Annotated in this window: 13 protein-coding genes and 1 pseudogene; 7 read left to right on the top strand and 7 right to left on the bottom strand. The window is 70.9% G+C overall.

The window, feature by feature from the left end:
• Positions 1 to 146 precede the first annotated feature (146 nt).
• Entirely contained in the window at positions 147 to 2,708 is a 2,562-nt protein-coding gene (locus HDC37_RS15575) for an RNA helicase (protein ID WP_179561283.1), read from the bottom strand.
• Positions 2,709 to 2,818: 110 nt separating this feature from the next.
• Between HDC37_RS15575 and HDC37_RS15570 the strand changes: the two genes are divergently transcribed.
• Positions 2,819 to 3,139, top strand: a complete 321-nt coding sequence (locus tag HDC37_RS15570; RefSeq protein WP_179561282.1) for a GNAT family N-acetyltransferase — start codon at positions 2,819 to 2,821, stop codon at positions 3,137 to 3,139.
• The gene (locus HDC37_RS15565; protein WP_179561281.1) at positions 3,136 to 4,188 is read left to right on the top strand and encodes a pirin family protein; all 1,053 of its coding nucleotides are present in this window, start codon (positions 3,136 to 3,138) and stop codon (positions 4,186 to 4,188) included. The genes HDC37_RS15570 and HDC37_RS15565 overlap by 4 nt, the downstream gene beginning before the upstream one ends.
• 62 nt (positions 4,189 to 4,250) lie before the next feature.
• On the opposite strand, the gene HDC37_RS15560 is transcribed toward HDC37_RS15565, so the two are convergent.
• Positions 4,251 to 7,835, bottom strand: coding sequence for a S8 family serine peptidase (locus HDC37_RS15560; protein WP_179561280.1), 3,585 nt, complete (start codon positions 7,833 to 7,835; stop codon positions 4,251 to 4,253).
• A gap of 142 nt (positions 7,836 to 7,977) precedes the next feature.
• Here HDC37_RS15560 and HDC37_RS15555 point away from each other — a divergent pair, with 142 nt between their 5' ends.
• Positions 7,978 to 8,547 (top strand): ECF transporter S component, encoded by a 570-nt coding sequence (locus HDC37_RS15555; protein WP_179561279.1) that lies wholly within the window; start codon positions 7,978 to 7,980, stop codon positions 8,545 to 8,547.
• Here the strand turns inward: HDC37_RS15555 and HDC37_RS15550 are convergent.
• Entirely contained in the window at positions 8,523 to 9,878 is a 1,356-nt protein-coding gene (locus HDC37_RS15550; protein WP_308472249.1) for a D-alanyl-D-alanine carboxypeptidase, read from the bottom strand. The two genes, HDC37_RS15555 and HDC37_RS15550, sit on opposite strands and share 25 nt — an antisense overlap.
• 371 nt (positions 9,879 to 10,249) lie before the next feature.
• Here HDC37_RS15550 and HDC37_RS15545 point away from each other — a divergent pair, with 371 nt between their 5' ends.
• On the top strand, positions 10,250 to 12,310 hold the full coding sequence (locus tag HDC37_RS15545) for an ABC transporter ATP-binding protein (protein WP_179561278.1): 2,061 nt from the start codon (positions 10,250 to 10,252) through the stop codon (positions 12,308 to 12,310).
• Positions 12,307 to 13,146, top strand: a complete 840-nt coding sequence (locus tag HDC37_RS15540) for an energy-coupling factor transporter transmembrane component T (RefSeq protein WP_179561277.1) — start codon at positions 12,307 to 12,309, stop codon at positions 13,144 to 13,146. The genes HDC37_RS15545 and HDC37_RS15540 overlap by 4 nt, the downstream gene beginning before the upstream one ends.
• 372 nt (positions 13,147 to 13,518) lie before the next feature.
• On the opposite strand, the gene HDC37_RS15535 is transcribed toward HDC37_RS15540, so the two are convergent.
• Both HDC37_RS15535 and HDC37_RS15530 read right to left on the bottom strand, forming a co-directional pair.
• A complete protein-coding gene (locus tag HDC37_RS15535) occupies positions 13,519 to 14,682 on the bottom strand; it encodes an acyl-CoA dehydrogenase family protein (protein ID WP_179561276.1) in 1,164 nt (387 codons plus the stop codon).
• Between the two features lie 122 nt (positions 14,683 to 14,804).
• Entirely contained in the window at positions 14,805 to 16,130 is a 1,326-nt protein-coding gene (locus HDC37_RS15530) for a M15 family metallopeptidase (protein WP_179561275.1), read from the bottom strand.
• Positions 16,131 to 16,238: 108 nt separating this feature from the next.
• On the opposite strand from HDC37_RS15530, the gene HDC37_RS15525 reads away from it, so the two are divergent.
• Positions 16,239 to 18,413: an intein-containing Rv2578c family radical SAM protein gene (locus HDC37_RS15525; protein WP_179561274.1), complete on the top strand. Its 2,175-nt coding sequence runs from the start codon at positions 16,239 to 16,241 to the stop codon at positions 18,411 to 18,413.
• Between the two features lie 141 nt (positions 18,414 to 18,554).
• Here HDC37_RS15525 and HDC37_RS15520 read toward each other — a convergent pair whose 3' ends face one another.
• Positions 18,555 to 20,639, bottom strand: a complete 2,085-nt coding sequence (locus HDC37_RS15520; RefSeq protein WP_179561273.1) for a DEAD/DEAH box helicase — start codon at positions 20,637 to 20,639, stop codon at positions 18,555 to 18,557.
• Between the two features lie 387 nt (positions 20,640 to 21,026).
• Here HDC37_RS15520 and HDC37_RS17340 point away from each other — a divergent pair.
• Positions 21,027 to 21,635, top strand: a pseudogene (locus tag HDC37_RS17340) (DUF998 domain-containing protein); the annotation flags it as partial.
• 178 nt (positions 21,636 to 21,813) lie between these two features.
• Here the strand turns inward: HDC37_RS17340 and HDC37_RS15510 are convergent.
• Positions 21,814 to 25,386 (bottom strand): efflux RND transporter permease subunit, encoded by a 3,573-nt coding sequence (locus HDC37_RS15510; RefSeq protein ID WP_257021538.1) that lies wholly within the window; start codon positions 25,384 to 25,386, stop codon positions 21,814 to 21,816.
• Positions 25,387 to 25,410 lie beyond the last annotated feature (24 nt).

Raw genomic sequence — 25,410 nt, 5'->3', positions numbered from 1 at the left:
CCCGCGCCCCGACGTTGCGCCCGTCCCACTGCTTGAGCTGATCTACGACGACGAGGGCGGCGAATTCCCGTGCGAGGTGTGCAATGCGAACACTCCCGAGATACAGCCCCGGCCCGGCGAGTGGAGCGCATGAAGATCGAACGCGGTCAGAGGCGCAGGACCTCGGTGACCCGAACGACCGCGGTGCCCTCGGCGACGGATGCCTCGAGGTCGACCTCGGCACGGATGCGCCAATCATGGTTGCCGGCCGGATCGTCGATCGTCTGCTCGACGATCCAGCGCCCCTCGGCGGCGTCGGTCTCGTCGATCGTGATGAGCGCCGACGAGCGGGCCGATCCGCCGGTGAGGATCTCGTCGTGCTCGTCGAAGTAGTCGTCGAGCGCGGCGGGCCAATCCACCTCGGGATCGAGTGCGACGAGCTCGTCGTCGCGCTGCAACGCGGCCAGCTGCACACGACGGAACAGCTCGTTCCGCACGAGCACCCCGAACGCCCGGCGGTTGGTGAGGATGGACGGCGGAGCCGGTGGAACGACCGGCGCCTCCGGATCGACCACAGGGTTGATCAGCGCCTCCCACTCGTCGACGAGACTCGAATCCACCTGACGCACCAGCTCACCGAGCCATTCGATGAGGTCGAGGAGATCCGGGGTCCGGGCTTCGGCCGGCACGGTCTGGCGGATCGCCCGGTACGCATCGCTGAGGTATCGGAGCACGAGACCTTCGCTGCGGCCGAGCTGGTAGAAGGAGACGAACTCGGCGAACGACAGCGCCCGCTCGAACATGTCGCGGACGACCGACTTCGGCGACAGCGCGAAGTCCCGCACCCACGGCTGGCTGGAGGCGAACACCTCGAAGGTCTGCTCCAGCAACTCGGCGAGCGGCTTCGGGTAGGTGATCTCCTCCAGCGCCGCCATCCGGTCGTCGTACTCCATTCCCTCGCGTTTCATCGCCGCCACGGCTTCGCCGCGGGCGCGGAACTCCTGCTGAGAGAGGATCGGCCGCGGATCGTCGAGGGTGGCCTCGATCACGCTGACGACGTCGAGGGCGTAGTGACCGGTTCCTGCGGTGCGGGCCGCCTCGTCGCGGTCGGCGTCGGTTGCATCCGCACCCGGCGTCCGACCGCGCTCCACCGAGGGGTCGAGCACCTCGATCGCCGCCAGCGCGAAGGGAGACAGCGGCTGGTTCAGGGCGAAGTTCGGCTGCAGATCCACGGTGAGCCGGATGGCGCCGCTCGGCCGTTCCACCACGACGACACCGGCCACGACGAGGGTGCGGAAGATGGCGAGGGCGCGACGAGCGAGCGCGAGCTGGCGAAGGCGCGGTTCATGGTTGTCGAAGACGAGGCTGCGCACGTGCGCGAACACATCGCCGCGTCGGGCGATGACGTTGATGAGCATCGCCGCGGTCAGCTGCAGGTGCGGGACGAGCGGTTCGGGTTCGGCGGCGACGAGCCGTTCGAACGACGCCTCGCCCCAGTTGACGAAACCCTGGGGAGCCTTCTTGCGCACGACCTTGCGCTGCTTCTTCGGATCGGACCCGGCCTTGGCGATGGCCGCCGCGTTCTCGATCTCGTGCTCGGGCGCCATCACGACCACGGTGCCGGCGGTGTCGTACCCGGCCCGGCCCGCGCGACCGGCGATCTGGTGGAACTCGCGGGCCGTGAGGTGCCGCATCCGCTGCCCGTCGTACTTCGTGAGCGCGGTGAGCACGACCGTGCGGATCGGCACGTTGATGCCGACGCCGAGAGTGTCGGTGCCGCAGATGACGCGGAGCAGCCCGCGCTGCGCGAGGGTTTCGACGAGTCGTCGGTATCGCGGCAGCATCCCGGCGTGGTGAACGCCGATACCCGCGCGCACGAGGCGCGAGAGCGTCTTGCCGAAACCGGTGGTGAACCGGAATCCGCCGATCGCCTCCGCGATCTCGTCGCGACGCTCACGCGAGACGATCTTCACGCTCGACAGCGCCTGCGCCCGCTCCATCGCCGCGGCCTGCGAGAAATGCACGATGTAGATCGGCGCCTTCTGATCCGACAGCAACTCCTCGACGATCTCGTGCGCGGGCGAGCGGGAGTACTCGTAGTCGAGGGGGACCGGCCGGTCGACCCCGGTGATCTCGGCGACCTCGCGACCGGTCCGCCGGCGAAGATCGGCCGCGATGTCGGAGGTGTCGCCGAGTGTCGCGGACATCAGGACGAACTGCGCTCCGGGCAGGAGGAGCAGGGGCACCTGCCATGCCCAGCCGCGGTCGGAGTCGCCGTAGTAGTGGAACTCGTCCATGACGACCTGGTCCACCGCGGCGTCCGCCCCTTGACGCAGGGCCAGGTTCGCCAGGATCTCTGCCGTGCAGCACACGATCGGGGCGTCGGGGTTCACCGAGGAGTCGCCGGTGACCATGCCGACCTTCTCTGCGCCGAAGATGTCCACGAGCGCGAAGAACTTCTCGCTCACCAGGGCCTTGATCGGCGCGGTGTAGTACGTCCGTCCGCCGCGGGAGAGCGCGATCGCGTGCGCGGCGACGGCGACGAGCGACTTCCCCGTGCCCGTGGGAGTGGACAGGATCACGTGGGCGCCCGACACCAGCTCGATCACGGCCTCGTCCTGGGCGGGGTAGAGGGTCAGCCCACGGTCGGCCGCCCACGAGGCGAACCCTTCGTACGCCGCGTCCGGATCCGCGTTCGGCGGGACGGCGTCGAGCAGCGAAAGGGGCATCCAGCGAGTCTGCCTGATGCACGCGTCCCATGGCGCCTCGCGGCACGGGGGCATCCTCGCGGAATGCCCACGACGCGGCATAGGTTGAGAGGCACAACGGAAGGACGCCCGTGAGCGACGAGACCGACAGAGACAGCATCACCGTCACCCGCAACGACGAGGCCGGCCGCTACGAGATCCGCGTCGGCGACGCGCTCGGCGGGTTCTCGCAGTTCATCACCGACTCCCGCGGTCGTGAGCTGTTCATCCACACCGAGATCGACGAGGGTTTCGCCGGGCGCGGGCTGGGCGGCACCCTCGTCGGACAGGCGATGGCGGATGTCGCGGCGCGCGGTGTCACGGTGGTGCCCCGTTGCCCCTTCGTCGCCCGGTGGCTCGGCAAGCACGAGGTCTCCGACCTCCAGGTCGACTGGCCGGAACCCCGGCCATGACACGCCTCGACGCGCCGGTTCAGGGGACAGCCGGAGGGCTGGACGCCTCCGCCGAGCTGTCGGCGGCGGTGGAGTGCGACGGACCTCGGGCCCTGCTGCTCGAGGCGCGCGAGGTGCCGCTCGGCGGTGTGCGAGGGATGGAGGTCTACCGCGCACTCCCCCAGCGCGACCTGCCGCTCGTCGGAGCATGGTGCTTCCTAGATCGGTTCGGTCCGCAGGAGACCACGATGCGGGTCGAGCCCCACCCGCACATCGGACTGCAGACGGTGACGTGGCCACTCGTCGGCGAAGTGCGCCACCGCGACTCGGTCGGCAGCGACGTCGTGGTGCGCCGCGGCGCGCTGAACCTGATGACGAGCGGGGCGGGGATCTCGCACTCGGAGTACTCCCTTGGCGACGGCCCGACCGCGCTGGACGCTCTTCAGCTGTGGGTCGCGCTCCCCGATTCACGCCGGAACGGCGCACCCGACTTCGAGCGGCATGAGGCGCTGCCGACCCTTCGTCTGGAGGCGGCGGCCGGTGCCGACGGCGAGGCGACCGTCGTGATGGGGAGCCTCGGCGGCGTGACGTCGCCGGCGAGCGCCTTCACGCCCATCGTCGGCGCCGAGATCCGCATCCCCGCCGGGTCGCGGGTCCGCGTGCCGCTGCGGCCGGAGTGGGAGCATGCCGTCCTCGGTCTGACCGGAGTGGTCGACGTGCTCGACGTGGTCGATGAGTCGGACGGCCGCGCTGCGGCATCCGGCGACCCGCGCCCTGCGGCATCCGTCGACAACCGCCACCTGCTGTATCTCGGAACCCACCGGAACGAGGTGGAGCTGTCGAGCGCGGATGACGCCACCGTCTTCCTCCTCGGAGGCGAGCCGTTCGAAGACGAGATCGTCATGTGGTGGAACTTCGTCGGCCGCTCGCACGAGGAGGTCGTGGCGGCGCGCGAGGCCTGGCAGGCACGCGGCGAGCGCTTCGGTCGGGTGATCGACCACGGCGACGAGTGGATCCCGGCTCCGCCGCTTCCGGCTGTGCGTCTCACGCGCCGGCGCCGCCGGGTCTAGCACCCGAACACGCCAGCGGCGCCCGAGCCGAAGCCCGGACGCCGCTCGCGTTCAGCGCCGCGTCAGCGAAGCACGAGGAACCCGGAGAGCCCCGTCGACTTCTCGACCGTGTCGCTGCCGCCGTACTGCGCGACCACGACGTGCACGCCGCGGCTCTGCTTGGGCAGCGGGAAGGCGACCTCGCCGTTCACCAGGGTGCCGGTGTACTTCTTCGCATCCACGAAGAGGGTCACCTCACCCTCGGGGACCACGCCACCCTGGGCCGAGACCTTGACGGTGGCGACGAACTCCTGCGAGCTCGACCCGACGTAGCGGTTGAGGCTCACCCGCGTGTCGGAGTTCACCTTGACGAACACCTCGGCGCTCGTCGCGGTGCCAGGGTTGATGTTCCCCTCGGCCGTCGCGGTGACGCGCACCGACAGGGCAGCACCCTGATCGTCACGGGTCACGCGGTATCGGTCGGAGGTCGCGCCCTCGATCGGCTCACCGTTGCGCAGCCACTGGTAGGCGACCGTCACGTCGGCCGGGTCCCACGTGCCGGGGTCGGCGGTGAGGGTGCGTCCGATCTTCGGGGTTCCGCTGATCGACGGCGCCTCGACCGCGACCGGAGCCGCAGCGCCCGGGTCGACCTCGACGACCGTCCGCACCGCCGAGTCGCCGTAGCCGACGACGCCGAGGTAGCGGGTGCCGGGCTCCAGGCCCGACCACGACACCGTGTAGGTCGCGGGCACGCCCTGCTGCACCGGGACCGGGTTCGGCGTCGCGGTGAACGACCCCGCGCCACCGGGGGTGACGACCGCCGACGTGAGGTCCCAGGTCAGCGGACCGGTCACCGAGTAGAGGTTCGCGACGACGAGGTAGGTCCCCGCCTCGGGGTTGTCCAGGCTCACCTGCTCATCGGCCGAGGCCGTCGCCGACGTCCACGACTCGTAGTAGCGGAGGTCGTCCGGAGCGACGACGCGGTACACGAACAGGTCGAGGTCGCTGCCCTCGTCATCCGACGAGTCGAGCTTCCACTGCGCGAGCGTTGCACCCTCGGCCACGTCGACGATCCACGCGACGTCGCCGTTCGCGTCACCGGAGTTCTCGTTTCCGGTGTGTCCGTCGACGGGGTTCGCCGGGTCGGTGAGCAGGCTCACCGGGGCCAGGCCCGAGAGGTTCAGCGCCAGGTCGCCGGTCACACCGGGCGTGATGGTCACATCCGTGCTGCCGGTGATCCCTTCTCCCGACGCGGTCGCCGGAGCATCCGCCGTCACGGGCTGGACCGCGAGCGGCGAGCGCGCCGTGGTGCCGTCGCCACCGGTCCAGGTGAGGAAGCCGGTCGCCCACTGCTCGACCGGAGCCGAGGCGTTGGAGATCGTCACCGAGAACGACTGGCTTTCGCCGGCCGCCCCGAAGGTGAGCGTCGACGGCTCGACCGAGACGTTCACGCCGGGGATCGACGCCTCCACCGTGTACGTGCCGGGGCGCGTCGCGGTGAGGGTGCGGGTCACGGTCTGCTCGCTGGAGAGCGTGCCGATCGCGATCGAGGCCAGGTTCAGGTCGCTTCCGTCGATGGGCTCGACACCCTCGAAGTCGGAGTTCCCCACGCCCTCGACGAACGCCGCCCAATCGGCCGGGCCGTTGAGGTAGAGCAGGCCCGGGTCGAGGAAGCGTCGTGCATCGACCTGACCGGCTCCCTGCGCGAACGGGTCGGTGTTGGCGGTCCCGTCGGCGTTCACGGTGTCGTAGGCGGTGGTCATCATCGCCGACTTCACCTCGTCGGGCGTGGCCAGCGGGTTCTCGCTGAGGTACAGCGCGCCGAGACCGGCGATGTGCGGTGCTGCCATCGAGGTGCCCGAGAGCACGCCGTAGGCGGGGTTGCCGTCGGCGTCGTTCTGGACCGCCGCGAGGATCGCCACACCGGGCGCGGCGATGTCGGGCTTCAGCACATCGCTGCCGTCGGCGAGCATGGGGCCGCGGCTGGAGAAGCCCGCCACCTGCGGCACCGGCGTCTCGTTGCCGGTGATGTTGCCGCCGATGAGGGTCGCCGTCGGGTCGACGGTGTTCTGGACGTAATCCAGCAGCGCGGGGCGCGCGGCGGCGTCCAGGTGCACGGTCGGCACCGAGTGGAAGTCGTTGTCGAGCGACCCGGGGGTGACGTTCACGAGGATCATGCCGGTCCCGCCTGCGGCGGCGACCTCCTGCGACTTCTCGACGCGTGCGTTCACTCCGCGGTCGCAGACGACGATCTTGCCCGCTGCCTGCGCGGGGTCGACGGTGTCGAGGAAGCACAGCGCTGCGTCAGCGGCGTTCGCTCCTGCGGCCGGGATGTCACCGGCGTACACGACCGGACCGGTGACCTCCTCGCCCTCCTGCACGGTGACCGAGGCACCCGCTTCGAGGAAGCCGTTCGGCAGCTGGACGCTGCCCTCCCAGGTGGGGATCGTCGACGCGGCGACCGTGGCGTACCAGGGCGAGGCGTGGTCGGCGGTCGAGGCGTCGGGGCCGCTGTTGCCGGCGCTCACCGACACGAACACACCCGCGATGGCGGCATTGAAGAACGAGATGTCGTCCGGCTGCCAGGTGGAGGATGCTGCGCCGCCGCCGATCGAATAGTTGATGACGTCGACGCCGTCGGCCACCGCGGTGTCGATCGCGTCGAGCAGGTCGCTCAGGGCGCAGATGTCGTCGGTGGTGACGAGCGGATCGGGACCCGCCCAGCACGCCTTGTAGGCCGAGACCTTCGCGGCGGGGGCGACACCCGAGATCGCACCGAGGTCGATGCCCTCGATCGACGCGGCGACCTGGTCGTTGCCGGCGGCGGTGCCGGCGGTGTGCGAGCCGTGGCCGTCGTTGTCGCGCGGCGAGACGAACTCCGCCTCGAACGTGAAGCCGGCGGCGGCGGCGCCGTCACCGAAGTGGCGCGCACCGATGAGCTTGGTGGAGTACGCCGACTCGTCCCAGGCGTCGCCGGTCACCCGCTCCGCGCGGAACTGCGTGCCGTCGGCCTTGTCGAAGACGACCTCGTTGCCCTCGAGGTACGGCTCTCCCGTGCCCGGGGTCGTACCGAGCGGAGCGCCGGCGAACGAGGGGTTCTCGGGGGCGATGCCGGTGTCGATGACACCGACGACGACACCCTCACCCGCGGCATCCACACCGCCGACCTGCTCCCAGACGCCCCCGGCGCCCTCGAGACCGAGGAACTCGGTCGAGGGAACGGCGTCGGGGTGGCGGATCTCGTCGGGGTAGACCCCGATGACGCCGTCCGTGCCGGCGACCTTCGCCGCCTGCTCGGGCGACATCTTCGCGCTGAAGCCGTTGAGGGTCAGCTGGTAGGTGGCCGCAGGGTCGACGCCGGTCTCGGCCGCGACATCCTGCTGCCTCTCGGCGAGGAAGGTCGAGTACTCCTCGACGGCCTGCGACTGCGGGTCGAGCTTCTGTCCCTCGTCGGGCTTGGTGGGCGCGAGGCCTGCCTCGCCGCCCTCGTACGTCGCGACGGGCTCTTCCTCGAGCAGCACGATGTACGAGCCGGTGGGGGAATCGATGGGGGTGGGGGGTGTCACCTCCTCCACGGGTGTCGCGGCATAGGCGCCGGTTGCTGCGGACCCGGTGAACAGGGCGGCGAGTGTGACGACCGCGGCTGCTCGCACGGAGGATCGACCCATAGAAGGCTCCCAACGAGGATGGTGTAGAGCGAGGTGTGCGCGGCATCTGCGGCGCGCACGTCGGGCTAACGTAACTCACAGCGGAAACTCAGAGAACGTATTCCAGATGAGAACTCGATGAGATCCGCTTTACGCTGGAGGGGTGGCCCGAACCGCGCCCCTGACGACCCGCGTGCTTTTGACGTGCGCGGCGATCGGCGTGGCGACGGGTGCGCTGCAGGCGGGCGCGGGAGCTCTGAGCGGCGTGATCGTGGCCACCTGGCCGATCCTGTACGGCCTCGTCCTCGGCATCCATGTCCTTCCCGGGGTGATCGCGCAGGAGCTGCTGCGCCAGCCCTGGGTCGCGCTGCTCACGCACCTCATCGCGGCGCTCGTGGCGAGCGCAGTGGTGCCGGTGTGGATCGGGCGCTACATCGGCACGGCGATCCTCATCGGCCTGCTGCAGGAGGGCGTCGCCGCCCTCACCCGGTACCGCCGATGGGAGGCGTGGCGCTTCTTCGTGTCGGCCGTCGTCGTGGGTGTCGTCATCGGCGCGGCGATCTGGTTCGCCGCCGACGTGACGCAGTTCCGCGAGTGGCAGCAGGTCGTCTACGTCGCGCTCTTCGTCGCCGGTCCGATCGCCTGGACCGCGGTCGGGCTCGGCATCGGTGGCGCGCTGCGGCGGGCGGGCGTCCGCCCGCAGGTTTCTCAGCCGCCCAGCTCGGAGGGGTGAGTCAGCCGCCACCACTCGGTGGGCGGTTCGATGTCGCCCTCGATCACCACGTCGACGCTCGCGGTGCGCGGCCCCGCCGTCCACGTGATCGAACCGATCACCTCGCCGTCTTCGTACGTCTCAGGCACGCGGATGTCGGAGGTCACCGTGATCGGGGTGTCCGACCAGGTGCGGATGTCGGCACCCGACGCGACCGCCATGCGCGCCTGGGCACCCCAGACGGTCGTGTACTCCCCGACATCCTGTCCGGCTGTTACGAGGGGCACGTCGTGGAAGCCCTGCTGGATGCTGCCGAGCAACCGCAGCACGTCGCCGTTGACCGCGTCGCGGGATTCGCCGCCGAGCATCACGCCGATGACGGTGAGGGGCGTGCCGACGCCGACGTCGAGCCGTGAGGTGTAGAGGAAGGCGAACGTGCCGGCGCCGAGATTGCCGGTCTTCATGCCCGTGACGCCGGCCGTGCCGAGGAGGCCGTTGGTGTTGTGCACCGTGCCGGCGCTGCCGATCGTGGCCGAGCGGGTGCCGACGATCGCGACGATGTCGGGGTTCGCCGCCGCGATCCTCCCGAGCGCGATGAGGTCGGCGGGTGTGCTCGTATTCCGGGAGCTGATGCCGGTCGGGTCGACCACGGTCGTGCCCGCGAGGCCGTGCGCGTCGAGCCAGGTGCGGGCGGCCGAGACGAAGCTGCTGCGCGAGCCGAAGGCCCACGTCGAGATCACGTCTGCGTAGTTGCTGGCCGACGGGATGAGCATCGTCGCGAGGGCGCCGCGGAGGCTCATCGAGCTGCCGGCCGGCATGCGCGCGATCGTGACGTCCTGCACGTAGTACGCGTCGTAGAGATCCTCGTCGGCGTCGTCGAACCAGAGCGTCGGCCCCTGATCCTCCGGGCCTGTGAGCGGGTGGGCGTCGAGCACGACGAGGGCGGTGATGAGCTTGGTAATGCTCGCCATCGGCGCCGGGTCCTGCGGGCCGGACGTCGCCCAGATGCCGGCCGCTTCGGCGCCGAGGTACTCGTCGGCGCCGGCGACGCTGATCGCCGAGGAGCCCTGGGCGGGGAGCGTCAGCGCCGCGGCTGCGGGCACCGTGACGGCCGGCTCGGTGAACGTGGCCTCGGGGGTGGGAAGCGGCGCGGTCAGCGCCCAGGTCACGTACGCGGACGGCGTGCCGACCACGAGGGCGAGGATCACCGCGGCGATCGTCCACCCGATCCACCGCCGCCGTCGCCGGCGCCGAGGATCGACGTCGGCCAGCCCCTCGGGCGCCCGCGCGGCGTCGTGCATGAGCGCGTCGAAGTCGGCGAAGTCGCCCCGCTCGCCCAGCTCCGTCGTCACCGTTCCCCCTTCGGCTCCTCATGCTTACCCGTTCGCGCGGGAAAGCGCGAGTCCCGGTCGGCTCTCCGGCTGTCGGGCGTCTCGAATCGGTTCTCCGGCCGTCGAGCGTCCCCAACTCCTGCAGTTCCGGCGCGCGCGGCGCGAAACCGGCGGTTCTGCGCGGGGTGGCGTCGAAAGTGCAGGAGTTCGGGACGCGGCGCGGCGCCGCCGACCCGGCGCGGCGGGGCGCTGCTGCCGCGGCGGGCCGGGACGGGCCGACGCGCCGGCGCGCCGGGTCGACCAGGCGCGCGCCTTCGCGCGGCGTCGAGACACCGGCGGGTCGGGTGAGGTTAGGGCAGGCTAAGTTGGGGGTACCGAGCCATCGAGGACCCATGCCCGCCCATCCCCGCGACCACGCCGCCCCGCGCACGGCGCGGGACGACGCCCCGCGCCTCCTCCGCGCGCGGGACGTCGCGATCACCCATGAGGGATCGGATGCGGCGACCCCCGCCGCCGCGACGCTCGACGTCGCACCGGGCGAGGTGGTGCTGCTTCTCGGGCCCAGTGGTTCGGGCAAGTCGACGTTGACGCTGGCGCTGAACGGGCTCATCCCGCAGGCGATCCCCGCCGCCGTCGTCGGCAGCCTCGAGGTCGACGGCCTCGACGTCCGATGCACGCCGGTGTCGACCCTCAGCACCCGCGTCGGCATGGTCTTCCAGGACCCCGACGCCCAGCTCGTCACCGGCACACTCCTCGACGAGGTCGCGTTCGGCCCCGAGAATCTGCGCCTCCCGGTCGGCGAGGTGCTGGGGCGCGCCGAAGCGGCGCTTCGCCGCGTGGGGCTCTGGGAACGGCGCCGCGAGAACCCCGACCGGCTGTCGGGCGGCGGCCGACAGCGGCTGGCGATCGCGTGCGCCCTGGCCCTCGGCTCGCCGCTGCTGGTGCTCGACGAACCGACCGCGAACCTCGACCCGCGGGGGATCGACGAGGTCTATGCCGCGCTGGCTGACATCGTCGCGGCCGGCGACCGCGCGATCCTCCTCGTCGAGCACAACCTCGACGCCGCCGTCGGCCTCGTCGATCGGGTCGTCGTCCTCGATGCCGAGGGGCGGCTGTTCGCCGAGGGCTCGACTGATGACGTGCTGCGCACCCGGGCGGGGGAGCTCCACGCGATGGGTGTCTGGCTCCCGGTGTCGACGCTCGCCGCGCTGCGGCTGCGCGCCGCCGGATACCCGCTCGACCCGCTCCCTCTCACGCCCGTCGAACTCACCGCCGCACTCGACGCGGCGCCTCCCCCGGCGATCTCGCCTCGCCCCGGGTCCCTCCCTGCCGCCGCATCCGCTCCCGCCCCCGCCTTCGCTCTCCCCGCGTCGTCCCCACACCCCACATCTGCCCCTGCCCCCGCATCCTCCCCCGCCCCCACATCCTCCCCCCTCCCCGCCTCGCCCCTCCCCGCCTCGCCCCTCCTCGCGTCCTCCCCACACCCCGCATCCGCCCTTGCCCCCGCATCCTCCCTCCACCCCGCCTCCCCCCTCCACAAGCGGACGATCGGCCCAGACGCGGACGATCCCGCGCGAGACGTCCGCGTCTCGACCGAATCTCCGCGCCCCGACCGCGCGCTCGCCGCCGCCGCCGCGCGCCCCGCCGCCACCCCGGCGGTCACCGTGCGCGACCTGACGATCCGCCGCGGCGGCACCGAGATCCTTCACGGCGTCAACCTCGAGATCGCCGCCGGCGAGTTCGTCGCGATCGTCGGCGCCAACGGCGCCGGCAAGACGACGCTGCTGCAGGCGATCGCCGGCGTCATCCGTCCCCCGAAGGGCAGCGTCACCGTGGGCGGCACCGATGTCGCCCGCACCGACATCCGCACCCTCGCACGGCGGGTGGGCTTCGTCTTCCAGAACCCCGAGCATCAGTTCATCACCCACACCGTGTTCGACGAGGTCGCGCACGGGCTGCGCCTCCAGCGCCTCCCCGACGCCGAGGTGCACGCGCGGACGACCGAGATCCTCGCCCGTTTCGGCCTCACCGGCAAAGCCGCCACCCACCCGTTCCTCCTCTCGGGCGGACAGAAGCGCCGCCTCTCGGTCGGGACGGCGCTCGTGACGGGCGCTCCGGTCCTCGCCCTCGACGAGCCGACCTTCGGACAGGATCGCGCCCGCGCCGACGAGCTCCTCGCGCTGCTGGCCGACCTCAACGCCGCCGGCACCACGGTCCTCGTCGTCTCGCACGACATGCAACTCGTCGCCGAGCACGCCGACCGGGTCGTCGTCGTCGACGACGGACGCATCCGCGCCGCAGGCTCGACGGCCGACATCCTCTCCGACCTCGCTCTGCTGGAGTCCACCGGTCTCGCGGCGCCGCCGCTAACCCGTGCGATGACGGCGCTCCAGCGGCATCCGTCCCTCCAGCGGGTCACGCGCCTGGCCGACCTTCCCGGCGGTGCGCCGTGACGGTCACCGGCCCCGTCACCGCGGCGCAGGCGGCCCGCGGAGGGTTCGATCCGTACGCCGAGCGGGTCTCCGCGTCACCGGCGCGCTTCCTGTACGGGATCAACCCGCTCGCCGCGCTTCTCGCGCCGGCGCCGGCCATGCTGGGTCTGGTCTTCGTCCGGGATGCCGCGACCCCGGCCGCCTTCCTCGCGCTGGCGTACGCGGTGCTGCTCGTGGGGGTGCGCTTCACGCCGCGTCTTGTCGGCTTCCTCCTCGCGATCCCGGCCTTCGCCGCCGTGCTGGCGCTGAGTTTCGCCCTCTGGACCGACCCCGAGCGCGTCGATCAGAGCGTCGCGGTGTGGCGGGTCGGCGACTGGACCCTGTACGGCGGCGCCCTGGAGGTGGGGGCCGCCACCGGCCTTCGGATCGCGGCGATCGTGTCGCTCGCGCTCATCGCCGGCCTCTCGGTCACCGGCCCCGACCTCGTCCGCGCGATGGTGCAGCAGCTGCGCGTGCCGTACCGCATCGGATACACCGCGCTCGCGGCGTTCCGCTTCGTGCCGCGGTTCGGCTACGAGCTGGAGGTGATACGCCAGGCGCACCGGGTGCGCGGGGCGCACGGCGGACGGGGGCCGATCGCTGCAACCCGCCGGTGGATCGGATACGTCGTCCCGCTCCTGGCCGGAGCGATCCGGCACGCGGAGCGGGTGGCGCTGGCGATGGACTCCCGCGCCTTCGGCGCCTACCCCGACCGCACCGAGCGGCACCTCGTGCCGTGGCGCGCACGCGACACGGTGTTCACGCTGGCGTTCTGGATGGTCAGCGCGGCGCTCTTCGCCGTGTTCCTCCCGCGCTGACACCCGCGCCGGCCGCGGCGTACCCCGCCCCCGACCCCGCGGGCCCCGCGCCCGACGACCCCGTGCGGCCCCGCCCCTCGGGCTGGCCCCGTGGCCCCCCGGCCCCGCGCCCGACGACCCCGTGCGGCCCCGCCCCTCGGGCTCGCCCCGCGGCCCCGCCGCTGCGGGCCCTCAACGTCGGTCACAGAATCACGCGTACGTCACAGCTTTCCGCTCGGATTCTGTGACATTGACGCGATTCTGTGACGCGCGAGTGGTGCGGGCGGGCGTGCGGGCGAGGCGCCCGCGGGCGGGCAGCCCCGCGGCAAGGTGGGCGGGCGGGCCCGATCCAAGCGCGCCCGCCCGCGTGGTGCCGAGAAGGGATGCCGCGGCTCAGCGCTTTCCGGCGAGCTGACGTCCCACGATCTCGCGCATGATCTCGTTCGTCCCGCCGTAGATGCGGTGCACGCGCGCGTCGAGGAACGCCCGGGCGATGGGGTACTCGGTGATGTAGCCGTATCCGCCGTGCAGCTGCACGCAGGCGTCGAGCACGTCCCACTCGCGCTCGGTCGCCCAGAACTTCACCTTCGCGGCCTCTTCGGCGCTGAGCTTGCCGTCGCGGTACGCGAGCAGGGCGCGGTCGATGTAGGCCCACAGGGCGTCGACGGTGGTGGCGACATCCGCCATCTGGAAGCGGGAGTTCTGGAAGTCGATGATCCGCTGTCCGAACGCCTCACGGCTGCGGGTGTAGTCGAGCGTCCAGTCCAGGGCCGCCTGAGCCGCCGCCGCGCCCGCGACGCCGATCGACAGGCGCTCGAGCGGCAGGTTCATCATGAGCTGAATGAAGCCCTGACCCTCCGTGCCGCTGATGAGGTTCTCCTCGGGGACGAACACGTCGGTGAACGACAGCTCGGCGGTGTCGTGCCCGTGGAAGCCCATCTTCTGCAGCTTCTTACCGTGGTCGAAGCCCTCCGACGAGGTCTCGATCAGCAGCAGACTGAATGCCTCGGGGCGATTTCCCTCCCCCGTCTTGACGAAGGTGACCACGACGTCGGCGCTCGCGCCGCTGGAGATGAACGTCTTCGCACCGTTGACGATGTACCCGCCGTCGAGCTTCTTCGCCGTGGTCGAGATGCCGCGCAGGTCGCTGCCGGCGCCGGGCTCGCTCATGGCGAGGGCGCCGATGATATCGCCGGTGGCCATGCCTGGCAGCCACTTCTGCTTCTGCGCGTCGGTGCCCATGTGCACGAGGTAGGGCACGGCGAGGTCGTCCTGGATGCCCAGCGCTCCGGCGAGCGACCCGGCACCGGCGGCGATGACCTCTTCGTTGACGATCGCGCGGAAACGGTAGTCCTGCAGCATCCCGGCGCCGCCGTACTCCTCGGGAACGGACAGGCCCATGACACCGGCGTCACCCGCGGCGCGCAGCGTCTCGCGATCGATCTGCCCGTCGGCATCCCACTTCTCGCGTGCGGCGTTGGTGACGTAGCGCTTGCAGAACTCCCGGACGACGTCGCGGAACGCCTCGTGGTCCTCGTCGTAGATGTCGCGCTCCATGAGCGGCCTCCCTCTCTCGTCGTCGAGTGCGGGTCACGCCGACCCTCAGTGTCACGAGCAAGGGTACTCAGTTTCACGACCGAATGGATGCCGCGGACCGGCCGGCGACGGACGATGCGGCGTCAGCCCGCGGGCGCGTAGGTCGGAGCGGCCGGGAGGGCGAAGAACTCCTCGAGCGTGGTGTACCCGCCCTCGCGCATCGCGGCGGCGATCTCGGGGCCGACGTACCGGAGGTGCCAGGGCTCGGGGGCGTAGCCCGTGACATCCGTCCGCCCCTCCTGGTACCGGACGATCCAGCCGAACTCCCACGCGTGCTCGGCCACCCACGCGCCCTGCGGCGTTGCGGCGAGGTCGTCGAGCGTGCCGCACGATCCGTCCGCGCAGGGGACGACGTCGGCCGCCAGACCCGACTGATGCTCGCTGTGACCGGGCCGGGCGCTGACGAGGTCGGCGCCCTCGACGCCGCGGTCAGCGACCTGCACGCTGTATGAGGTCTGCTGCGTGGTGTAGGACCGGTAGGCGCTCTGAAGCCCGATCTCGCCGACGCCCGCGGCGGCGGCCGCCGACACCATCGCCGTGAGGGCAGCAGCCGCTTCCGGCGCCAGCGCTCCCTCGCCGAGGTTGCGGACGCCCTCGGGGAACACGACCGAGCCGGGAGCCCAGTCGATCGGAGCGAAGGGGCGGATCTTGTTGACCACCACCCAGCTGAGGTTGGGGTCATCGAGGCGGAGGCACGGCGCGGTGCCGGTGACGACCGTCTGACGGAACGGGTCGATGCCGCCGACGGCGGCGATCACGGCTGCCTCGTCCTGCGCGGCGAGGGCGGAGGTCACCGCGGGGTCGGCGCAGAGATCCTGGCCGGCGACCTGCTGTTCGACGACGGGCAGGTCTGTCGCCGGCACCGGCGCGAGCGGCGGTGGTGCGGGGTCGGCGGTCGCCGGCTCGATGAAGGCGCTGAGGGGAACGGGGGACTCGGATGGCTCGGGCGCGGCGACCGCAGGGGGTGGCGCCTCGGGGGTGAGGCGGGTGACGGCAGCGGTGACGCTCGCGCTGGAGCCGAGGACGAACACCGCCACGAGAGCCGCGGCGACGGGCACCGACGGCCAGCGCCGGCGTCGCCGGCGCGCATGCTGGGCCAGCGGAACGCCCGGGCCGCCGAGGGATGATGCGCGCCGCGTCAGCGCAGCCTGGTCGCGCCGTGTCGGCTGCGTCTTGTCTCTCGGCGCGCGCAGAGCCTCGCGCGCCCGCGCCGGCAGCGCCTCATCTGGCCGCGCTCGCGGAACGTCGCCTACCCGCGCCGGCACCTCGTCTGCCCGCGCGCGCATAGCCTCGTCTGCCCGCGCCGGCACCGCCTCGCCTGCCCGCGCGGGCGCAGCATCGTGCACCCGCGCGCGCTCTCTGGCTTCGCGACGGGTGAGGGGAAGAGTGTGAGGAACGGGGGCCTGCACCCCTTCATTCTTCCCGCACGCGCACCCTCTGACTAGCCCGGGCGGCGTGTCTTCGATGAATATCCACCCGGCCTTGACAGACATTCGAAGACGTGTTCCCCTGGAATCATGCGATGGCAGGGGCAGCAGTTGGGCGTAGCGGATGCCGCGGCGCTGCCGGGCCTGGAATACCTCAACGGGCTGGTGCGATCGGTGACCACGCCCGAGTTCGCGGGAATCACCTTCCACGAGGTCATGGCGAAGTCGGCACTGAACCGCGTGCCGGGGTCATCGGCGATGCCCTTCGACTGGACGATCAACCCCTACCGCGGGTGCTCTCATGCGTGCTCCTATTGCCTTCATCCCGACACCAGAGTTCTCATGGCGGACGGGACGAGTCGCCGCATCGCCGACGTCCGCATCGGGGATGTAGTGGTGGGCACGAAGCGTCACGGGAGCTACCGGAGGTATGTCCGGACCACCGTGTCGCACCACTGGTTCACGCGCAAACGGGCATACCGGATCACTCTGGGCGACGGGACAGAGCTGGTGTCGAGCGGCGACCACCGTTTCCTCACCGAGCGTGGGTGGAAGCACGTGATGCCCGCCGATCGTCCTGACCAGCGCCCGTTCCTGACAACCAACAACAAGCTGATGGGCTTCGGGACAGGCGCGAAGCGGGCGGACGACGCGGACCTCGCACAGTATCGCCGCGGCTACCTCTGCGGGATGATCCGTGGGGACGGGATGATGCTTCGGCGCCGCTACCGCCGAACGGGAAGGACGACGGACTACGAGGCGTTTCGATTCCGTCTTGCTCTCGCAGACATCGAGGCCCTGGATCGCTCGCGCGCTTACCTCGCAGCCGAGGGGGTGGCGACGACCACCCGCGCTTTCGCAGCTGCGACATCCACCCGTCGGGAGATAACCGCGATTCATACCTCGCGACGGGACGACTACCTGGCTATCACTGATCTCATCGAGTGGCCGCGCCTCCCCCACCCGGAGTGGTCGAGGGGATTCCTGGCAGGGATCTTCGACGCCGAGGGAAGCTGCAGCGGCGGGGTGTGGCGCGTCGCTAACGCTGACCGTCGAATGCTCGACACGACCTGCGCTGCGCTCGCGTCTTACGGTTTCCGCTTCATCGAGGAAGCACCGAGATTTAACGGTGTCGCGAACGTCCGACTGCTCGGCGGACTCCCCGAGCGTCAGCGCTTCTTCTCTCTCGTTCAACCAGCAATCTCACGCAAGACGTCGATCGAGGGGGAGGCCGTCAAGTCCGCTGCCGATTTGAGAGTCGTCTCGATCGAGGATCTCGGCGAGATCATCGACATGGTGGACATCACGACCGAGACGGGAGACTTCATCGCCAACGGCGTGGTCAGCCACAATTGCTTCGCCCGGGGAACCCACGAGTACCTCGAACTCGATGCGGGCAAGGACTTCGACTCGCAGATCGTCGTCAAGATCAATGCGGTCGAGGTGCTGCGTCGCGAGCTCGCCAAGCCGACCTGGCTGCGCGACCCGGTGCAGCTCGGCACGAACACCGACCCGTACCAGCGAGCCGAAGGCCGCTACCGGCTCATGCCCGGCATCGTCGACGCCCTGACCGCCTCGGGGACCCCGTTCTCGATCCTCACGAAGGGCACGCTGCTCCGACGTGACCTTCCGCTGCTGGCGGAGGCCGCAGCATCCGTTCCGGTCACGCTGGCGATGTCGATCGCCGTCTTCGACGATGCACTGCAGGCGGCTCTCGAGCCGGGGACTCCGAGCGCCGCCGCACGGCTCGACACCGTGCGGGCGGCCGTGGACGCCGGATTCGCGGTGACGGTCTTCCTCATGCCGATCCTGCCGCACCTGACCGACTCGATCGCGGCGATCGACGAGGCGCTCGGGCGCATTCGCGACGCCGGTGCGACGCGGGTCGTCTACGGCGCACTGCACCTCCGCCCGGGAGCGAAGGAGTGGTTCCTCCAGTGGCTGGCGCGCGAGCGCCCGGAACTGGTGTCGTCGTACCGCGGGCTCTACCCGGGGGTCTCGGCGACCGCCCCGAAGGCCTACCGCACGTGGCTGGCGCGCCGGGTGCGGCCGCTGTTGCGCGCCTACCGGCTGGAGGGCGGGGCGGAGGATGACGCGCACCCGCGGGCTGCTCGATACGCCGGGTTGGCGGGAAGCGCGGGCGCTCCGGGGATACCCCTCTCGCACGAGGCGGCCGACCGCGCACGGCTCGCCGCCACGGTGATGACGACGTCGCGAGGCCGGCGGGCCGCTGCGCCGCCGCCCGCGCAGCTGCCGCTCTTCTGAGCCGCCGCGCCGCGTTCCTTTCGTCTGCGTCCTCGTTCTGTGGACCAGCCGACATGCCGAGCAACCACTTCTGCGCCGACACCCCATCCCTTCAGGGTGGGTCTCGGCGCAACAGTGGTTTCTCGGCGGAAGGGCGAACCCTCAGGAGGTGAGGTCGGCGACGGTCGGGCGACCGGCGAGGGCCTCGACGATCTCGTCGCCGGGACGCGCATCGTCGAAGGGCGCCTCGATCTCGGCGCGGCTGAGCAGTTCCGTCATGCGGCGACGACGCTGGCGGGTGACCAGGGTCACGACAGTGCCCGCACGACCCGCGCGGCCTGTACGGCCCGAGCGGTGCAGGTACGTCTTGTACTCATCGGGCGCGTCGGCCTGGACGACGAGATCGATGTCGTCGACATGGATGCCGCGTGCGGCGACGTCGGTGGCGACGAGCACCCGCACCCGCCCCGAGGTGAGGCGCTCGAGGTTGCGCGTGCGCTTGCCCTGATTCAGGTCGCCGTGCAGCGCCAGCGCGGGAATCCCCGCGTCGTCCAGCTGCTCGGCGAGCATCTCCGCGTAAGCGCGGGTGCGGGCGAAGATGAGGGTCTTGCCGTCGCGGTCGGCGAGGGAAGTGACGATCTCCGCCTTGTCGCGGTGGTCGATCACGAGCACCCGATGCTCGATGGTGCTGGAGTCCTGATCTTCGCCGGCGACCTCGTAGACGGCCGGCTCGACGAGGAACTCGTCGACAAGGGCGGCGACCTCACGGTCGAGGGTGGCGGAGAAGAGGAGCTTCTGCGACCCCTCGGCGGTCAGGCGGAGGATCCGCTGCACCGGCTCGAGGAAGCCCAGCTCGCACATGTGGTCGGCCTCGTCGAGGACGGCGATCTTCACCTGCGAGAGGTCGAGCTTGCCCTGCTCGACCAGGTCTTCGATGCGGCCGGGCGTGCCGACGATGATGTCGACTCCCTTGCGCAGCGCTCCCACCTGGCGAGCCTGGGGCACGCCGCCGTAGATCTGGGTGGTGAACAGACCCACGCTGCGCGCCAGCGCCTGCACGGTGCGGTCGATCTGCAGGGCGAGCTCGCGGGTCGGCGCGAGGATCAGCGCCTGGGGCGCGCGGCCCTGCTGGCGACGCTGTCCGGCCTGCGCGCGCAGGATCGCCTCGACCAGGGGGGCGCCGAAGGCGATGGTCTTGCCCGAACCGGTGCGACCGCGCGCGAGCACGTCGCGTCCCTCGATGATCGGGCGGATGGTCGCCGCCTGGATCGGGAACGGCGACGAGGCGCCGAGCTCTTCCAGGCGGGTCACGAGGTTCTGACCGAGACCGAGGTCGCCGAAGCCGATGTTCTCGTCCTCGTGCGCCTCGACGGCCTCGGCCTGCAGGCGCTCGTGGACGACATCGAGCTCCGCCTCGGCGTGCGCCGAGCGCGTGGGACGGTCGTCGCGACGGGCGGGGCGGTCCTGGTCCCAGCGGGTGGGACGGTCGTCGAACCGGCGCTGCGGGCGGTCGTCGGTGCGGCGCTGCGGGCGGTCGTCCTCGAACCGGCGCTGGGGACGGTCGCCACCCTCGAACCGGCGCGCGGGACGGTCGTCGCCGCCGCGTGCAGGACGGTCATCGAACCGGCGTGCGGGACGCGCGTCGTCCCGCCGGGGAGAGCGATCGTCGAACCGGCGCTGCGGGCGGTCGTCCTCGAACCGGCGCTGGGGACGGTCGCCGCCCTCGAATCGACGCGCGGGGCGGTCGTCGCCGCCGCGCGCGGGACGATCCTGGAACGGACGCTGCGGACGGTCGCCACCCTCGAACCGACGCGGGGAACGGTCGTCACCGCCGCGTGCAGGACGGTCCTCGAACCGACGGGGACGGTCGCCGCCCTCGTGACGACGGGCGGGACGGTCGTCACCCTGGCGGCCGTACGCGCCACGGTCGCCGCGCGCCTGCGACCGGATCGCGCGAGCCTCGTCGCGACCGGCCTTCTCCTGCGCGCTCCAGCGGCGCTTCGGCTCGCTCGCCTCTCGGGCCACCCATTCGCGCGAACCGCCATGGCGACCGTCGACCGCACCGTCGTTCGCGCGGTAGCCGCGGTGTCCGGGGCTGCGGCTTCCGGCCTTCGCGCCGGAGCCTCCGGCGCCCGCACCGTCGGCGGGACGCCGCTTGCGGTCCTGGTAGCTGGAGCCCGCGGCGTAGCGCGGGTCGTAGTTGCGTGCCGGACGTCCGCCGGCAGGCTTCTTGTTCTTCGGGCTCATGATGAGGTCTTTCGTGCTCGCACGAGAACAGCGCTCGAGGACATGCTCGAGCAACCCGGGCAAACGCCGGCCGGGGGCCATTCCTGTGATGTGAAGCGCCGGCTCGCGATGGCAGAGGGCGCGGGAATCGGCCTTGAGAACTCACAGAAGCCGTCACAACCTGGCGGTGTCCTCAGCCCGACACCCCCACCGTACCGTCCCAGCCTGTGAGAGCTCCGATCGTCGGCGTGTCCGCTTGTCACCTGTACGCGCTACCATTCACACCAACGGGCTGGAACCGCTTGGCCCGGGGGATCCTCCTTTCCTTACTCGCGTCGACCTCCCGGAGGAGCGGTTGGGCACAACCGACCTCGGTACGCTGTCGTCGCCCGACCGAACGTGAGCAGAATGACCACCGCGACCCTTCCGGCCACGGCTCCCTCCCCCTCTGCGCTCACCGTCGCGCTTCCGACGTCCCCCGTTTCCCTCCCGCGCGTCCACCGCTTCGGCACCGTCGCGATCTCCTCGCTGCCGATCGGCGTGCTCCTGGCGATCCTCACCACCACCGATCCCGATTGGTGGCACCTGCACTTCTCCCAGCTCGGCACCTTCGGCACAGTATCGAGCAAGCTGTTCAACTCCACCGTGCTCTTCTCGGGCTTCTTCCTCGCCGCCTACGGCGTGCTCCTGTCGGTCGCCCTCCCCCACGGCGTGGGTCGCCGCACCCGCCGGATCTTCCGCGGCTCGGTCGTGTCCGCGGGGCTTCACCTCACCGTGGTCGGGATGATCCCGATCCCCGTCAGCGTCGTCCTCCACGACCTCGCGGCGTCGGGACTCGGGCTGTCGTTCCTCACGATGGTCGCGTCGAGCCTCGGCATCCGCGGACGCCACCGCGCGTTCCGTCGATTCACGATCCTCTGCGTCGTGATCCTCGCGAGCGGCATGGTGATCCTCACCGCCGGGTTCATCACGCTCGCCCTGTTCGAGATCGTGGCGTTCTCGCTGATGCTCGTCTGGCTCGGCGTTCTCCCGAGAGCGCTCGCCTACCGCGCGCCCGTCAGCGCGCACCATGACGTCACCACGACGACGGCTCGGACGGATGCCGCGGCGGCACGTCGCACCGCGATCGCCGCACCCGGCTCGACGCCCGCCGGGACGGCGGTCACCGCCCGCCGCCACGGCCGGCCGGCGCTCGTCAGCGCGGGTCGCCCCCCTCGGCGTCGGCTTCCCCGTCGAGTGACGCGTCGTCAGGCGATGCGCCTTCCGGCGTTCCCGCTTCTGACGACGGCCCCGCTGCGGCGACCTCAGCAGCCGGCTCGCCTTCGTCCGGTGCCGGCGCGTCAGCGGCAGCTGAGCCGTCGTCGTCCGACCCACCCGTAGGCGACGCCTCCTCCAGCGACTCCTCCGGAGGCATCGGAGTCTCGATGTCGGGGTCCTGCTCGATCATCGGCAGGTCGTCGGGCACGGTGGTCTCCTCGAGGACGACCTCGGCCTCGGCGGCATCCTCCTCCCCCGCTGTCGGCGTCTCGACATCGGGAGCCTCCTCGATGAGCGGCACGGCCACTGCGATGGCGCCGGTCGCGACGCCGGCCTGCTGACGCAGCTGACGACGGGTGAGACCCGTCGCCTCGGGGAGCGCGCCCCCGGCGGGAACGAGTGCACCCTCGGCGCGAGCGGGTGCACCCTCGCGCTCGCGGCGCGCCTCGCGACGCTCCTTCGCACCCTCGATCAGGTTGTACAGCGTCGGCAGGACGAGGAGCGTCAGCACCGTCGACGAGATGAGTCCACCGATCACGACCACCGCCAGCGGCTGCGAGATGAACCCGCCGCTGCCGGTGATGCCGAGCGCCATCGGAGTGAGGGCGAAGATGGTCGCGAGCGCGGTCATGAGGATCGGCCGGAGCCTGCGCGAGCCACCCGCGATCGTCGCGTCGTGCGACGACAGCCCCTTCTCCCGGTACTGGTTCACCAGGTCGATGAGCACGATGGCGTTCGTCACGACGATGCCGATGAGCATCAGCACGCCGATGAGCGACGGCACTCCGAGCGGGATGCCGGTGACGACGAGCAGCAGGATGGCACCGGTCGCGGCGAAGGGCACCGAGATCAACAGCTCCAGCGGCTGGCGCAGCGACTTGAAGGTCGCGACCATCACGATGTAGACGATGAGGATCGCAGCGAGGAGCGCCAGGCCCAGCTGGGTGAAGGCGTCCTGCTGCTCGGACACGACGCCGCCGAGTTCCGCGTCGGCGCCGGTGGGCAGATCGACCTCGGCGAGCGCCTCGGTGACGGCCGCCGAGGCGACGTTGAGGTCGTCGGTCGAGGGGGTCACGGTGACCGTGGCGGTGCGCTGCCCGCGCTCGGTGGTGATCGACGCAGGGCCTGCCGACTCCTCGACGGTGGCGATCTGCTCGAGCGGGATCGGTCCGGCGGCGGCGGGGACCTGCAGCTGCCGGAGCTCGTCGATCGTGAGCGGGGTGTCGGCGGCGGTGAGGTAGACCGTCAGCGACGTGCCGTCGATCTCGACCGTGCCCACCGACTGCGGCTGCATGGCGGCCGAGACGATGCCTCCGACCGCGACCTCCGAGAGGCCGATCCCGGCTGCGGCGTCGCGGTCGACGGTGACGGCGATAAACGGCAGCGACGAGGAGAGGTTGTTCGACACCTGTCCGATTCCCTCCCGGCCGTCGAGGCCGGCGACGACGGCATCGGTCGCCTCCTGCAGAGTCGTCGCATCGGGCGCGGTGACGTCGATCTCGATGTCGGTCGAGCCGAAGCCGCCCTGCGCCGCCGAGACGGTGATCTCGCCGGCGCCCTCGAGCTCGGACACCTGCTGCTGAACCTCCTCGCGAAGGGCCACCTGGTCGACGTCGTCGGCGGTGGTGATGGAGTAGGTGATGCCGGTGCCGCCGCCGGCGAAGGCATCCTGCAGCGGCGATCCGCTCGAGCCGATCGAGACCTGCACGGTCTCGATGCCGTCGATGTCGGTGAGGATCGCCTCGACCTCCTCGGCCGCAGCGCTCTCGGCCTCGAGGCTGGGAGCGGGCCCGATGCTCTGGGTCATCGTGAAGGTGTTCTGCCCCGAGTCGCCGAGGAAGTTCGTCTTCATGAAGGGGATCGCCGCGATCGTGCCGCCGAGCACCAGCACGGCGACGAGCAGGGTCGCCCACGAGTGGCGGAGGGTCCAGCGGAGGATCGGCAGATAGGCCTTCTGCAGGCGGCTCGGGGGAGCCGCCGGGTCTTCGGGGTCGATCGCGCGGCCCTCCTCATCGAGGATGGGCTTCCCGGGCCTCAGGAACCAGTACGCCAGCACCGGCACGATGGTGAGGGCCACGAACAGCGACGCCAGCAGGGCGATCGTCGTCGTCAGAGCGAACGGGCGGAACAGCTCGCCGGTGACGTCGCCGACGAAGGCGATGGGGAGGAACACCGCCACGGTCGTGATCGTCGACGCGGTGATCGCGGTCGAGACCTCGCGGACGCCGAGGAGGATCGCAGTCTTCTTGTCGGCGTCCCCGACGTAGTGGCGCTTGATGTTCTCGATGACGACGATCGAGTCGTCGACGACGCGTCCGATCGCGATCGTGAGTGCGCCGAGGGTCAGGATGTTCAGCGAGTACCCGAAACCCTGCAGGCCGATGAACGTCAGGAGGACGCTCGTGGGGATCGAGATCGCGGTGACGATCGTCGCGCGGACCGACAGCAGGAAGACCAGGATGACGAGGACGGCGAAGACGAGACCGAGGGTGCCCTCGACGGCGAGCGTCTCGATCGACTTCTGGATGTAGGGCGCCTGGTCGAAGACGACGGTGAATTCCGCCCCACCGATGGCGTCCTCGAGGTCGGGAAGGGCGGCGAGCACACCCTGCGACACCTCGACGGTGTTGGCCGCGGGGAGCTTCGTGACCGCGATCGTGAGCGCCGGCTCACCGTCCACCCGCGAGATGCTCGTCACCGGGTCCTCGGCCTGCTCCACGGTCGCGACGTCGCCGATCGTGACCGTCCCGGCTCCGAACTGCGCGGCGTCGGTGGGAACGAGGGGGAGGGCGGCGATGTCGTCGACCGAGCCGAGCTTCACACCGGTCTGCACCGTGAGGGTCTCGTCGTTCTCGGTGATCTCGCCACCGGGGAAGAGCACGCCGTTCTGGTCGAGCGCGTCGCGGATCGCCTGCTGGCTGAAACCTGCGGCGGCGAGCGCGGCCTGGTCGGGCGTGATGCTGATGCGCTGCCCCGTGCCGCCGACGATCTGGGCGGTGTTGACACCCTCGACGTCTTCGAGCTCGGGAACCACACTCGCCTCGAGCTGCGACTGGATGGTCTCCTCGTCGTCGAAGCCGGTCACGGCGAGCTGGATGACGGGGAAGTCGTCGATGCTGGCGCTCAGCACGTTGGGGTCGAGACCGTCGGGCAGCTGGCTCTCGATGCGGTTGATCGCCTGAGTGATCTTCTGCTCGGCGGTGGCCAGATCAGTGCCGTAGGTGAAGGATGCCTGCACGACCGACGCGTTCGTCGTGCTCGTCGCCGTGGTGGACTCCAAGCCCGGAACCGCCTGGATGGCGGTCTCGATCGGGGTGGACACATCGGTGTTGACCACCTCGGGAGACGCGCCGGGGTACGTCGAGACGACGATCAGCGTGGGGAACTCGATCGAGGGGATGAGTTCCTGCTTGAGGCTGTTCAAGGCGATGCCGCCGAACAGCGCCGCCACGATCGTGATGAGGGCGATGAGCGCGCGGTTCTTCAGACTCAGGACGGCGAGGTTCGACATGAGCTGCTTTCTGCAGGGACACCG

The organism is Microbacterium sp. AK009, assembly GCF_013410955.1.
Classification (GTDB): Bacteria; Actinomycetota; Actinomycetes; order Actinomycetales; family Microbacteriaceae; genus Microbacterium.
The sequence above is the reverse complement of the archived record's forward strand: the minus strand, read 5'-3'. Positions and strand labels throughout refer to the sequence as shown.